The organism is Pseudonocardia endophytica (assembly GCF_004339565.1).
GTDB lineage: Bacteria > Actinomycetota > Actinomycetes > Mycobacteriales > Pseudonocardiaceae > Pseudonocardia > Pseudonocardia endophytica.
Genome location: NZ_SMFZ01000002.1, coordinates 2,005,814 through 2,019,924, shown reverse-complemented (window position 1 = coordinate 2,019,924; position 14,111 = coordinate 2,005,814). Strand labels below are relative to the sequence as shown.

General features: G+C 73.6%; 7 protein-coding genes. 5 read left to right on the top strand and 2 right to left on the bottom strand.

Features of this window, described 5'->3' with window-relative positions:
* Window positions 1-56 precede the first annotated feature (56 nt).
* The 3 genes from lysS (at window position 57) to EV378_RS28270 (ending at window position 5,815) form a co-directional block, all read left to right on the top strand.
* Complete coding sequence (lysS, locus tag EV378_RS28275; RefSeq protein WP_132430429.1) at window positions 57-3,599, top strand: lysine--tRNA ligase; 3,543 nt, start codon at window positions 57-59, stop codon at window positions 3,597-3,599.
* Between the two features lie 318 nt (window positions 3,600-3,917).
* A complete protein-coding gene (locus tag EV378_RS35605) occupies window positions 3,918-4,394 on the top strand; it encodes a hypothetical protein (RefSeq protein WP_165922517.1) in 477 nt (158 codons plus the stop codon).
* Entirely contained in the window at window positions 4,391-5,815 is a 1,425-nt protein-coding gene (locus EV378_RS28270) for an amino acid permease (protein WP_165922516.1), read from the top strand. Before EV378_RS35605 ends, EV378_RS28270 begins: the two co-directional genes overlap by 4 nt.
* Window positions 5,816-5,844: 29 nt before the next feature.
* Here EV378_RS28270 and EV378_RS28265 read toward each other — a convergent pair whose 3' ends face one another.
* Window positions 5,845-6,720 carry a DMT family transporter gene (locus EV378_RS28265; protein WP_132430427.1) on the bottom strand — a complete coding sequence of 292 codons (876 nt, stop codon included), beginning with the start codon at window positions 6,718-6,720 and terminating at the stop codon, window positions 5,845-5,847.
* Window positions 6,721-6,734: 14 nt separating this feature from the next.
* Between EV378_RS28265 and EV378_RS28260 the strand changes: the two genes are divergently transcribed.
* A complete protein-coding gene (locus EV378_RS28260) occupies window positions 6,735-7,853 on the top strand; it encodes an alpha/beta hydrolase (RefSeq protein WP_132430426.1) in 1,119 nt (372 codons plus the stop codon).
* A 162-nt stretch (window positions 7,854-8,015) separates the two neighbouring features.
* On the top strand, window positions 8,016-9,959 hold the full coding sequence (gene acs / locus EV378_RS28255; protein ID WP_243653805.1) for an acetate--CoA ligase: 1,944 nt from the start codon (window positions 8,016-8,018) through the stop codon (window positions 9,957-9,959).
* A gap of 70 nt (window positions 9,960-10,029) precedes the next feature.
* Here acs and EV378_RS28250 read toward each other — a convergent pair whose 3' ends face one another.
* Window positions 10,030-14,046 carry a hypothetical protein gene (locus tag EV378_RS28250; RefSeq protein WP_132430425.1) on the bottom strand — a complete coding sequence of 1,339 codons (4,017 nt, stop codon included), beginning with the start codon at window positions 14,044-14,046 and terminating at the stop codon, window positions 10,030-10,032.
* Window positions 14,047-14,111 lie beyond the last annotated feature (65 nt).

Sequence of the window (14,111 nt, the reverse complement as noted above, 5' to 3'; positions counted from 1 at the left end):
GGTATGCCTCTTCTGCCCCCTGGGGGATCACCACAACCGGACCTATCGTGCGGTGGGTGACGGACGAGGTCGCGACGCACGCGGACGACCAGCGGGAACGGCGCCTGCACAAGCTCGAAGCGCGCCGGGCCGAGGGCACCGACTCCTACCCGTACCGCTTCGACACCGACCACACGCTGGCCGGCCTCCGCGAGGCGCACGGCGACCTCGGGCCGGACGAGCGCACGACCGGACGGGTGCGGGTGGCCGGCCGGCTGGAGCTGATCCGGCGTCAGGGCGGGCTGTCGTTCGGACGCCTGCGGGACCGGACGGGCGCGCTGCAGCTGTTCGTCGACTCCCGCGAGTGCGGCGCGGACGAGCACCGGCGTTTCGACGACCTCGACCGCGGCGACTGGGTCGGCGTCGAGGGCACCGTGATGACGACGAAGCGCGGCGAGCTGTCGATCGCCGTCGAACACGCCGTCCTGCTCGGCAAGGCGCTCGCCGAGCCGCCGGACAAGCACCGCGGTCTGGGCGACGTCGAGACCCGCTACCGGCAGCGCTACCTCGACCTCGAGGTCAACGAGCGCACCCGGGAGATCTTCCGGATCCGGCACACGGCGATCCGCGCGATCCGCCACCACCTCGAGGAGCGGGGCTTCACCGAGGTCGAGGGTCCGGTGCTGGGCACCATCCAGGGCGGCGCGTCGGCCCGCCCGTTCATCACGCACCACAACGCGCTGGACATCGACCTCTACCTGCGGATCGCGCTCGAGCTGCACCTCAAGCGCCTGATCGTCGGCGGGCTGGAGCGGGTGTTCGAGATCGGGCGGGTGTTCCGCAACGAGGGTATCGACACCCGGCACAACCCCGAGTTCACGATGCTCGAGGCCTACCAGGCGTTCGCCGACTACCACGACATGATGGACCTGGTCGAGGGCATGGTCGTGGCCGCAGCCCGCTCCGCGCTGAACAAGCCGGAGGGCCCGCTCGTCGTGCACTACGGCGGGCACGACCTCGATCTGGCCGCCACGCCGTGGCCCCGCGAGCGCTTCGCCGACATGATCGCGAACACGACCGGCGAGCGGATGCACCCCGGCATGCCGGTCGCCGACGCGCGGTCGGCGCTGGACCGGCTCGGGCTGGCCTACGAGCAGTCCTGGGGTCCCGGTCGCATGATGAAGGAGGTCTACGACGAGCGGGTGCAGCACGACGTCGTCGGGCCCGTGTTCTGCATCGACTACCCGACCGAGGTCTCCCCGCTGGCCCGCGTGCACCGTGACGACCCGGACTACGTCGAGCGCTTCGAGCTGATCGTCGCCGGGTTCGAGCTGTGCAACGCCTACTCCGAGCAGAACGACCCGGTCGCCCAGCTCGCCGCGTTCACCGAGGAGGCGAAGGCCAAGGCGGGCGGCGACCCGGAGGCGGGCGACATCGATCTCGACTACGTGCGCGCCCTGGAGCAGGGCATGCCGTGCACCGGCGGGCTCGGCATCGGCATCGACCGGCTCGTGATGCTGCTGGCCAGTGTGGACTCGATCCGCGAGGTGGTGCTGTTCCCGACGCTGCGCCCGGAGTTCACGCCACCGGACGGCGGACCGCGGGGCGCGCCGCGCGCCGTCGTCCCCCCGACGCCGCTGCCCGCCGACGGCATCCCGGCCCAGCCGCTGGCCATGCCCTCGCCCGCGGAACCGGCGCACGCCGGAGCCGGCGCGACGAGCAGCCGCGCCCCGGCCGCCGCGGTGACGGGCAGCGCGGCGGTGACCGGCGGCGCGGTCGCGGGAGGAGCCGGGGTCGCGACGGGCGGTGTCGTCGCAGCGGGAGGCGGCGCCGGGACCGTCGCCCCACTCCGGTCCGGTGACGCCGTCGCTCCACCGCCTCCGGTGGAGCCAGAGCACCGGGGTGTCCGGATCGTCGCCTGGCTCACGGCGCTGTCCGGACTGCTGCAGCTGATCTCCACCCTGCCGGTCGTGCACGCCAGGCTCGGCCCGACCGAGGGCGCGCTCGGCCCGCTGTGGGTGCCGGTCGCCGGGCACGTCGCGTCCGTCCTGATCGGACTGCTCCTGATCCTGCTGGCCGACCAGCTGCGCCGTCGCAAACGGCTGGCCTGGCGGGTGGCCGTCGTGCTTTTCGCGCTCGGGCTGGTGCTGCACCTGCTGAAGGGACCGCACCCGGTCGCGGCGCTGATCGCGGCCGGTCTGCTGGTCACGCTGATCCTGCTGCGCGAGCAGTTCCGCGCACCGGCCGACCCACCGTCGTTGCTGCGGCTGTTCCGGTTCGTGCCGATCTACCTGATCGCCGTGATCGTGTTCGGCGTCGTGGCGCTGTTCCTGGAGCGGGGCCGGATCTCCCCGGACCTGTCGCTCGGCGGCGCGCTCGGCACCGTGTTCGCCGGGCTGATCGGGCTCGACGGGCCGTACACGTACGCCTCCCCCTTCTTCGACGAGTTCTTCCCGGCCGCCCTGCTCGGTCTCGGCATCCTCGGCGTCGCCGTGCTGGTGATCCTGATCTTCCGGCCGATCGCGCAGGCCAGCCCGCACACCGGGGACGACTGGGCGCACGCGGAACGGCTCGTGCACACCTACGGCTGGGACACGCTCGCCTACTTCGCGCTGCGCGACGACAAGAGCTTCTTCTTCTCCCGCGACGGTGAGGCGATGATCGCCTACACCTACCTCGGCGGGTACGCGCTCGTCTCCGGCGACCCGATCGGGCGGCCGGAGTCGGTGCCGGTGGTGCTCGACGAGTTCCTGGCCATGTGCGACGAGCGCGCCTGGCACCCGGCGCTGCTGGCGGCACGCGAGCAGAGCATGCCGCTCTACGCGTCGCGCGGCTTCTCCGCGTTCTACCTCGGCGACGAGGCGATCATCGACTGCCGCGCGTTCACGCTGGAGGGGCCGGAGCACAAGAGTCTGCGCGCGGCCGTCCGGCGCGTCGGGCGGAGCTACTCGTTCAGGCTCGTGTCCGAGGCGAACGCGTCGACGACGCTCGTCGGACAGCTCAACGCGATCAGCGCACGCTGGCGCGGCAAGGCTCCGGAGCGCGGGTTCACGATGTCGCTGTCCCAGGACATCGCGGGTGCCGGCGAGAACCCGGAGTTCCTGCTGTGCGTCGCCGTCGACGCCGACGGCGTGCCCGGCGGGTTCCTGCGGCTGGTTCCGGCCTACGGCACGTCGTTCGGGTACACGTTGGACCTGATGCGCCACGACCCGGGCGCGCCGAACGGGATGACCGAGTTCCTGATCGCGTCGACGGCCGCGGCGCTGAGCGACCGCGGCGTCTCCCGGCTGTCGATGAACTTCGCCATGTGGGGCAGGCTGTTCGCCGACGACGTGCCGTTCACGCCCGCGCAGCGGCTCGCCCAGCGCGCGGTGCGGGTGCTCAACCCGTTCTTCCAGATCGAGTCGCTGCGCGCGTTCAACGAGCGGTTCGACCCGCGGTGGCTCCCCCGCGTGCTGGCCTACCGGCACCGGCGCGACCTGCCGCGGGTCGGGCTGCTCTACGCGGGGGCGGAGGGCTTCCTCGCCGTACCCGGGCTCGGTGAGCTGCTCGTGCCGCGCGCGGTCGGCGGCGTGACGTCGCCGTCGGCGCCGGACACCGTCCGGGACGCGGCGGCGTGAGCGACGATCCGTGGCCGACCGGGCGCCGCGGCATGACTGCGCCGCCCGCCGCCGGGGCCGCGGCATGACCGGGCCGCCCGCGCCGCCCGCCGGCAGGACCGCGCCATGACCGGACCGCCCGAGGACCCCGCCTCCGAGCCGTGGCCGACGGGCCGCCACGCCCCGTTGGACGAGAGCTCCTCTCGCACGACCCCGCCGGACGACAGCGGTCCTCGCGCAACATGGGACGCCGGAACCACTCCCGCGTCCGCGTCGGACGAAAGCTCCGCTCGCAGCACCGGGCCGGACGACAGCAGCTCTCACGCAACGTGGGGCACGGTGCTGGGGGGTGCGGTGCTGCTCGGGGTGGTACTCGCGACGCTCGCGATCGTCCAGTGGGCCGGGGACACGGACCAGGCGCCGTTCGAACCCGGGTCGGCGGCCGACGTGATCGGCGCGGTGGGACGGGCCGGCCTGCAGGTCTGCTCCGTACGCGACGAGCCGGACCCGCTGGCCCGGCAGGCGACCTCGTCGTCGACGGTCCGGATCTCGACCGACTGTGCTGCCCCCACCCCGCAGGCTTCGCCCGCTGCCGCTCCCCGGAGGACCTCCGACGACGCGACCGCCGTGATCGACCGGTACGCGACGGCGGCCGACCGCGACGCCGTCGCCCGCGAGCTCACCGCCCGGATCCGGCCCCGCGGCAGCGGCGTCGTCTACACCTGGAGGGACATGACGGTCCTGGTCCGCGGGGACGCCGACGACACGGTCCGGGAGCGGCTGGAGTCGGTGCTGCGCGGGTCGGGTGCGGTGTGACCGCCGCCCGCACGGCGAAGCTCGGCGTCCTGTCGCTGGCGATGATCAACGTCGCGGCGATCGTCAGCGCCAGGAACCTGCCGGTGATGGCCGAGTACGGCTGGGCGATGCTGGCGCTGTTCGCGTTGTCCGCCATCGTGTTCCTGATCCCGATCGCGATGGCGGCCGCGGAGCTCGGCACGGCGTGGCCGCGCGAGGGCGGCGTGTACGCGTGGGTGAAGGAGGCGTTCGGCGGGCGGGCCGGGTTCCTCGCGGTGTGGTGCGACTACTCGGAGAACATCGCCTGGTTCCCGACCGTGCTGTCGTTCATCGCCGCGTCGCTCGCCTACGCGATCAACCCGGCGCTGGCGTCGGACAACCTGTTCCTGGTGCTCGTGATGCTGACGTTCTTCTGGGGCACGACGGCGGCGAACCTGTTCGGCGTGCGCGCCTCGTCGGCGATCGGGGCGATCGGCACGGTCCTCGGGTCGATCCTGCCCGCCGTGCTGGTGGTGATCCTCGGCGCGGCGTTCCTGCTGGCCGGCAACCCGTCGCAGATCCCGTTCTCCGCCGGGGCACTGGTGCCGGACGTGTCGCTGGGCAACCTCGCGTTCCTCGGCGGGATCATCCTGCTGTTCACCGGCATGGAGATGGCCGGGTTCCACTCGAGCGAGACACGCGACCCCGGTCGCGTGGTGCCCCGCGCGATCCTGCTGGCCGTCGCCGTGACGCTCGTGTTCAGCGTGCTCGGCTCGCTGTTCATGGCGTTCGTGCTGCCGTCGGAACAGATCAGTTTGGTGGCCGGGACGATGGAGCTGTTCGCACATGTGCTGGACACGCTGTCGGTCGGCTGGCTCCTGGTGCCGCTCGCGCTGCTCGTCGCGTTCGGCGGCGTCGCGCACCTGACCCCGTGGATCCTGGGACCGGCCAAGGGCGTCGCCGCGGTGACGCGGGAGGGTCTGGCGCCTGCGGCACTGGGCCGGGTCAACCGCAACGACGTGCCGGTCACGCTGCTGCTGGTGCAGGGCGTCGGCGGGTCGGTGTTCGCGCTGCTGTTCCTGTTCGTGCCGAGCGTCAACACGTCGTACTGGATGCTCTCCGCGGTCACCGCGCAGATCGTGATCGTGATGTACGCGCTGATGTTCGCCGCGGTGATCCGGCTGCGGTACACGCGCCCGAGCGTCCACCGGCCGTACCGCATCCCGGGTGGGCTGCCCGGCGTGTGGGCGGTCGGCGGGATCGGGCTGGTGGGGTGCGTCGTGTCGTTCCTGCTCGGGTTCGTGCCGCCGAGCCAGCTCAAGACCGGGGACACGGTCGCGTACGTCGTGCTGCTGGCGCTCGCCGTCGTCGTGCTCTCGTTGCCGCCGTTCGTGTTCGCGTACCTGCGCCGTGGCAGGCCGGCGGCCGATACGGCGTCGCCAGAACCCGTGGCGGCACCGTGACCGCGCCAGAGGCGTCGCCGGGGGCGGAGTCAGCCCGGCACCCGGGCCGGGGTGGCCGGCGTCGCCCGGGCCGAGGAGCGCGCCAGGGCGGCCGTGGCCACCGCCATCACCACGGCGATGACCGCGATCAGCACCCACTCCGCGCCGGAGCTCTGCACCTGCTCGTCCAGGACGGCGATGCCGAGCACGACGGCGACGACCGGCTCCCCCACCGTCACGATCGGCAGCGACGCACCGAGCGCGCCCGCCTGGAACGCCGACTGCTGCAGCAGCGTCCCGACCGTCACGACGACGATCAGCGCCCATGTCTCCCACGCCGTCAGCACGGCGAGGACGCCATCGTCGAGCAGGCTGACCACGCCCTTGATCAGCGCGGCGGTGGCGCCGTACATCAGGGCCGTGCACGTGGCCAGCAGGACGGCGCGCACCGTCCCGCGGCGCAGCGCGGCGCCCACCAGGCATCCGGCCAGCACGACGACGATCGCGACGACGGCCGGGAACCAGCGCTCCGGCGACGCCCGGTCGGCGCCTGCCGTCGGCTCCCCCACCACGACGAACACGGCCAGCGCGACGACCAGCACGAGCGCCCACCCGCCGTCGGAGCGCGAGAGCGGCCGTCCGGCCCACCGCGCGCTCAACGGCAGCGCGAACAGCAATGTGGTCACCAGCAAGGGCTGCACCAGCAGCAGCGACCCGAGGCCCAGCGCGGCGGCCTGCGCGACGAACCCGCCGCCGTCGCCGAGCGTCCCGACCCACCACAGTGGACGACGGATCAGCGTGCGCATCAGGCCGAGCCCGCGGGCCGCCTCGTCGGGCACGTCGGCGGCGGCGCGCTGCTGGGCCGCGGACGCGACCGCGAACAGGGCGGCGGCGAGCAGCCCCAGGAACGCCGCCACGATCGTCATCCGGACATCCTGCCGTGACGCCCGACATCTCGGTGGTGCCGATCGCCGACTGGTGGCCCGTCGGTCCCGTGCTGCTGGTCCTGCTGGGTCTCGCCGTGCTGTGGTTCCACCGCGGCTCCCGGCGGCTCGTGCGGGGTGCGGCGCGGTCGGTGATCGTGCTGCTGGTCGTGCTGCAGATCGGGAGCATCGTCAACGCGCACTTCGAGTTCTACCGTACGATCGGCCAGGCCTTCGGCGAGCCGCCAGCGGACGTGGTGAGCCTGGCCGAGGCGCGCGAGGAGGAGGGCCGGGTCCCCGACGCGGGCCAGATCGTGTCACTGGACGTGCCGGCCACCGCGTCCCGGTTCTCCGCCCGCCCGACGCAGGTCTACCTGCCACCCTCGTGGTTCGCGAAGGACCGCCCGCTGCTGCCGGTCGTGATGCTGCTGCACGGCACGCCCGGGTCCCCACAGGACTGGATCGACGGCGGCCAGGCACAGACCACGGCGGACGCGTTCGCCCGGGCACACGGCGGCCTTGCGCCGGTACTGGTGCTCCCGGACGTGAACGGCTCGCTCGGCGCGGACACCGAGTGCGTGGACAGTCCACTCGGGAACGTCGAGACGTACCTGACCGTCGACGTCCCGACGGCCGCCGTCCGCGTGCTCGGTACCCGGGACCCCGGCCCGTCGTGGGCCGTCGCCGGGCTGTCCGAGGGCGGCTCCTGCGCGCTCATGCTGGCGCTGCGGCACCCGGACCGGTTCGGCGCGTTCGGCGACTTCAGCGGCCTGCTCGGGCCGCGTCTCGGCGACACGAACGCGGACACGGCGAGCACGGTCGCGCAGCTGTTCGGTGGCTCGCAGCAGGCGTTCGCGGCGCACGAGCCGATCGACCTGCTGACCGCGGGGCGCTACCCCGGACTGGGCGGTTGGTTCGAGGTGGGCGACGCCGACCAGCAGCCGTACGCCGCGATCGAGCAGCTGGTGCCCGCCGCACGGTCCGCGGGGATCACGTCGTGCCTCGTCGTGCTGCCCGGAGCAGGGCATACGTTCGACGTGTGGAGCGACGCGTTCTCCCGTTCGCTCCCGTGGCTGTCCGGACGGGCCGGGCTGTTCGGGCGCAACGCGCCGTCCGCGTCGTGCCCACAGGGGTGATACGCCCCTCCGACCGGACGGGCGTCACACCCCCCGGGCCTGTCCGGCCGGGGGGCTCCGCTGGCCGGGAGACCGGATCGCGGGCATCATCCTCACCCGGTGGGCCGGGTTCCGCCCCGGTCCGTGACGTATCAGGACGCCGCCGTCCAAGGGAGGTTTCAGGTGTCGGACCAGCAGGGACAGGCCGCTACGAGGACCTACCCGCCCGACCCGGAGTTGAGCAAGTCGGCCAACGCCCGGCCGGAGATGAAGGAGCAGGGCCTCGAGGAGTTCTGGGACGAGCAGGCCAAGCAGCGGATCAGCTGGTTCGAGGACTACGACACGGTTCTCGAGTGGAACCAGCCGTACGCGAAGTGGTTCGTCGGCGGCACGCTGAACGCCTGCTACAACTGCGTCGACCGGCACGTCGAGAACGGCAAGGGGGACAAGGTCGCCCTGCACGCCGTCCCGGACGACGGGCCGGACTCGCCGGACGCCCAGGACATCACGTTCTCCGATCTGCAGAGGCGGGTCGTGGCGTTCGCGAACGGCCTGCGCAAGCTCGGCGTCGGCAAGGGCGTGCCGGTCGGGATCTACATGCAGATGATCCCGGACGCGGTCGTCGCGATGCTGGCCTGCGCCCGTCTCGGCGCACCGCACACGGTCGTGTTCGGTGGGTTCAGCGGCAAGGCCGTCGCGGAGCGCTGCAACGACCTCGAGTGCACGGTCCTGGTCACCCAGGACGAGGCGCTGCGCGGCGGCAAGTCGTTCCCGCAGAAGGTCAACGCCGACGAGGGCCTGGACGGCGGGCCGACGTCGGTGGAGAAGGTCGTCGTGTTCCGCCGCACCGGCGGCGACGTGCCGATGGGTGACCGCGACGTCTACGCCGACGAGCTGATGTCCGACGTCTCGGACGACCCGTCGGAGTGCCCGTGCGAGCCGATGGACGCCGAGGACCTGCTGTTCCTGCTCTACACCTCGGGCTCGACCGGCAAGCCCAAGGGCGTCGTGCACACCACCGGCGGCTACCTGACCGGCGTCACGACCACGCACAACCTGGTCTTCGACGTCAAGGAGGACTCGGTCTACTGGTGCGCCGCCGACATCGGCTGGATCACCGGGCACAGCTACATCGTGTACGGGCCGCTCTCCAACGGCGTCACGTCGGTGCTCTACGAGGGTGTCCCGGGCTACCCGGACAAGGACGTCTGGTGGAAGATCGTCGAGAAGTACGGCGTCACGATCCTCTACACGTCGCCGACCGCGATCCGCTCGCACATCAAGTGGGGCCCGGAGCACGCGCAGAAGCACGACCTGTCCACGATCAGGATCCTCGGCAGCGTCGGCGAGCCGATCAACCCCGAGGTCTGGGAGTGGTACCACGAGCACATCGGCGGCGGTAAGGCGCCGGTCATGGACACGTGGTGGCAGACCGAGACCGGGCACATCCTGATCACACCGCTGCCCGGTATCACGACGCTCAAGCCGGGCTCCGCGCAGCAGCCGTTCCCGGGCCTGGAGTTCGAGGTCCGCGACGACGAGGGCAACGCCCTCGGGGCGAACGAGCCGGGCAACCTGGTGCTGACGCGGCCGTGGCCGGGCATGATGCGCGGTCTCTACAAGGACGACCAGCGCTACCGCGAGACGTACTGGTCGAAGTACTCGGACGCGTACTTCGCCGGTGACGGCGCCAAGTTCGACGACGACGGCGACCTGCAGCTCATGGGCCGCATCGACGACGTCACGAACGTGTCAGGGCACCGCATCTCCACGTTCGAGGTGGAGAGCGCGCTCGTCGAGCACGAGAAGGTGGCCGAGGCCGCCGTCGCCGCGCGGCGCGACCCGGACACCGGGCAGGCGATCGTCGCGTTCGTGTCGCTCAAGGGCGGCAACGAGGGCGACGACGAGCTCAAGCAGGTCCTGCGCGAGCACGTCGCCAAGCAGATCGGCAAGCTGGCCCGCCCGGCCGAGCTGATCTTCGCATCGGACCTGCCGAAGACCCGGTCCGGCAAGATCATGCGCCGGTTGCTGAAGAACATCGCCGAGGGCGAGGAGCTCGGCGACACCTCGACGCTGGTCGACCCGACCGTCGTCGAGGACATGAAGAAGCAGGTCGGCGCGAAGTAGCCGGCACGCACGACACGACCCCGGCCGGAACTCCGGCCGGGGTCGTTCGTCGTCCTGCTGCCGTACCCGCTCAGCGACGGCCGTTGCAGGACACCGCCGCGTAGTTGCCCTTTCCCGCGTCCTCGGCGACGACGGCGCCGTCGATGGTGATCTTGCAGGAGATGTCGCCGCCCCCGTCGCCGGACACGGCCGTCAGCGAGTAGTCGGACTCGCCCTGCGCGGCGGGCGAGACCTGCTTCCAGGGCAGGTCGGCGCTCTGCGCCTGCGCCACGGCCTGCCCGCGCCCGAACGTGATCGAGTTGGCCTTACCGTCGCCGGTGACCTCGTAGGTGACCTGCGGTCCGGCAGGCGCCTGCTCGCCGACCGGTGCTCCGCCCGGCTGGGAGGCCTGCGCCGCGTCGGACGTACCGAGGCCCGCGGTCCCCGAGGTGCCGGAGGTGCCGGACAGCAGCGGGGACTCGGTCGAGCTGTCGCCCCCACCGCTGCCGCCACCGAGCAGGGCCATCCCGACCGGCACGGCCACCGCACCCGCGACCGCCGCGGCGCCGACCATCCACGGCCACCGCCGTCGCGGGCGGTCCTCCTCGACCTGCCCGACGGCGACGGCGGGGACCTCGTTCCCGGTCAGCGTGCCGTCCATCGGCGACAGGTACTCGTCGTCGTCGGGAGCCCTGCGACGGCCGGGGCGGTACCCGTCGGGGCCGTACCCGGCGGCGTAGCCGTAGGCCTCGTCCCCCGGCGCGTCCTCGTGTGCCTGCCCCTCGCCGCGCGGGTCGGGGGCGACGTCGTCGTACGCCTCGACGGGGTAGCCATCGCGGTCGAAGCCCTCGCGGTCGAACCCGTCCCGGTCGAAGCCCTCACGGTCGAAGCCGTACATGTCGAACCCGTCGCGGTCGAACCCGTCGCGGCCGAGACCGTCCAGGTTGTACCCGTCGGTGTCGAACTCCTCGGGATCCAGACCGTCGAGATGGTCGGGGGCCGCACCGTCCCCGTGACGGGGACCGGCGTCGCGACCGCCCTCGGGCACAGGCGCGACCGCCGCCTGCCCCGGACGGGGTGGCCATCCGGGCTCGGCGTGGTCACCGGACGCACGGCCCGGCCCCGGCCGGGGCACCGGCCGGACGGCGGTCGCGTCGATCCGGGACGTCGGGTCCGGAGTGGACATGCCCGCTGCGTCGGCGCGGCCGGTGTCCCGGCGGTCCGTGCCGCGCCGGCCGGTCGCGGACAGGTCCGCCACCGTCGGATCGGTACCACCGCGGTCGGTGGAGGGCCGGTCCGTCGTGCGCGGGTCCACGCCGCGCCGGTCCACGCCGACGCGGTCGAGGTCGAGGTCGAGGTCGAGGTCGCGCGGAGCGAACCGGCCGTCCTCGCGCCGGTCCGCCGTGAACCGGTCCCCGTCGCGCCGGTCCGGGGTGGGCGCGCCCACGCTGCGCGGAGCCGTCTCGGGATGCCCGACGTCACGCGCGCCGGGCCGATCGATGCCGGCCCTGGCGTGGTCGTCATGATCCGCATCGGTCGGGTTCCAGGCGCGCCGGTCCCGGTCGCGTCCGTCGACGTCCCGGCGGTCGTGCCGATCGGGGTCCGGAGCGCGCCGATCCGCGTCGGTTCGATCCCGGCCGGAGCGGTGCGCGTCGAACCGATCGGCCTCGGGCACGTAGGCCTCGGGGCGGGCGCCACCGAGCCGATCGCTGCTGAGCCGGTCGCTGCTGAGCCGATCGCCACCGAGTCGATCGCCCTCGAACCGGTCGCCCTCGAACCGGCGTTCGCCGCCCCGGCCGTCGGCGAACCGGGGCCGGCCGTCGCGATCCGCGTCGAACCGATCCCGGCCGCGTGCCTCGGCGGCGTCGCCGCGGTCGTGCCGATCGACGTCGCGCCGCCCCGCGGCGGACCGGTCGTCGGCGGTCCGGGCCGTACGCGAGTCGGCCCGGTTGCCGTCGCGCCCCTCGCCGACGGACCGGACGGCGTCGAACCGGCCCGTGTCGCGCCGACCCCTGTCGATCCGGTCGGCATCGACGTCGGCCCGGTCGCGGGGGTCCCGGCCGCGCCGATCCTCGACGAGCCGACCATCGAGTCCGTCGGCGCCGGGACGACCCGGCTCGAACCGATCAGCAGCAGCTGAGGCCCGGTCGTGGCCGTCACCGTCGGGCCCCTCGCCGGCAGGCCGGCCGCCGAACCGGCCCGTGTCGAACCGGGTCGCACCCGAGTCCGCCTGGCCACGGCGGTCGCCGTCGCGCCGATCGTCGACGGGCCGGGCGCCGAACCGATCAGCGTCGAACCGGCCCGTCTCGAACCGGATCGCACCCGAGTCCGCCCGGTCGTGGCCGTCACCGTCGGGTCCCTCGCCGACAGGCCGGCCGCCGAACCGGCCCGTGTCGAACCGGATCGCACCCGAATCCGCCCGGTCGTGGCGGTCACCGTCGCGCCGCTCGCCGGCAGGCCGGCCGCCGAACCGATCAGCGTCGAACCGGCCCGTGTCGAACCGGGTCGCACCCGAGTCCGCCTGGCCACGGCGGTCGCCGTCGCGCCGATCGTCGACGGGCCGGGCGTCGAGCCCGTCGGCAGCGAAACGGCCCGTCTCGAACCGGTCCGGCTCGCGCCGGTCCGCGGCGAACCGGTCCGCACCGGGGTGGGCCGCACCGGGGTGGGCCGCACCGGGGTGGGGCGCACCGGGGTGGGCCGGCTCGCGAACGCCTCCGTCGCGCCGGCCGTCATCGAACCGATCGGAGTCGAATCCATCGGCGCCGAACCGGTCGGAACCGACCGGGGCCCGGCCGTAGCGGGCGCCATCGCTCCTGCCGTCGTCGAACCGGTCGGCGGGTCGATCGGTCCGGTAGCCCCCGTCGTGGGGGTCCGGAGCGCGCCGGTCACCGTGCAGATCGTCGCGGGCACGCTCAGCGGACCGGTCGGTCCGATGGCCCCCCTCGTGGGCGTCGGGAGGGCGCCGGTCACCGGGCCGGTGGTCGTCGCGCTCCCGATCGGTGTGGTCGGCGCCGAACCGGCCGTGGTCGGGCCGGTCCACGTCGTACCGGTCCCGGTCGTCGTAGCGGTCCGGATCGAAGCGGGCCGCCCGGTCACGGTCGCCCACGTCGGACGGCCGGGCGTCGCGCCGGTCCCGGCCGTACCGATCGCCGTCGGCCCGGTCCGGGAGGGACGCGTACGCCTCCGGGGGACGCGGCCCGGCATCCCCGCCGTCCCGGCCGCTCCCGCGCCGGTCGTCGGCGTCCGCCGGGTGCAGAGCGGTCCGCACGGGTCCGCCACCGGATCCGACGACCCGGTCGGCATCCGCCCCGGCTGCCGTGTCGGGCGAGCGGTGGTCCGTCGCCCCGTTCACCCCGCTGCGGTCCCCTGCGTCGGCACGGCCGTACCGGGCGCCGTTCGCGTGCCCGTTCACGACGCGGAGCGGAGCGCCGCTCCCGTCGGCGTGGACGGCGCCGTGCACGCCGGAGGGCTCGCTCGCGCGCACGGACGCGGTGCCGTTCCGGTGGACGGCCGCGGCGTCGCGCAGGTACGCGGCGCCGGCGTCCGCGGAGCCGTCCGCCTCGCCGGTCCCGGCCTCGGCCTCGCCGTCCCCGGCCAGCCCGTCGTGCCAGCGACGGTCGAACTCGCCGGGACGGATCGACTCGGGCAGGTCGGTCCGGTGGACGGACGGGCCGTCGCGCCGGTCACGGCGGTCGGCGCGGGCGGGCGGCCGACGGTCGGACCCGTTCGGGCCGTCGTGCGCACCACCGACGTCGCCGGAGCCGAGCGGGTCCGGGCGCACCGGGTCGAGCAGCGCCCAACCGCCGTCGTGTCCCGGCGGGCGGGGAGCCGCGGCCCCGTCGAGCCCTGCGTCGACACGGGGCGCACGGGCGTCCGGGGCATCGCCCCGGGCGGCCTCGAACGTGGAGGGACGGGGGTCTCGCCCGCCGAATCCCACCTGTGTAAGCTCTTCGGCCAGCGACGACGAGGTCGACCGGTCCCTGCTGTCGGTGCCCGGACGGTCGATGACGTCGACCGACCGACGCCGGTTGCGGCGATGCGCCGGGGCGTCTTCCTCACCCTCGAACAACCAGCGGCGTTTGTCCGGGTCCCACGTCGGTTGTGACATGACGTCCCCCTCCGATGCCGTTCCTGGTCAAACGACCGGACGGAATGAGGGTTACGTTTCGTTTG

Bases quoted from the DNA above. Each gene is read 5' to 3' on its own strand.
- EV378_RS28250 (WP_132430425.1), bottom strand. From the start codon at position 14,046: ATGTCACAACCGACGTGGGACCCGGACAAACGCCGCTGGTTGTTCGAG.
- EV378_RS28265 (WP_132430427.1), bottom strand. From the start codon at position 6,720: ATGACGATCGTGGCGGCGTTCCTGGGGCTGCTCGCCGCCGCCCTGTTC.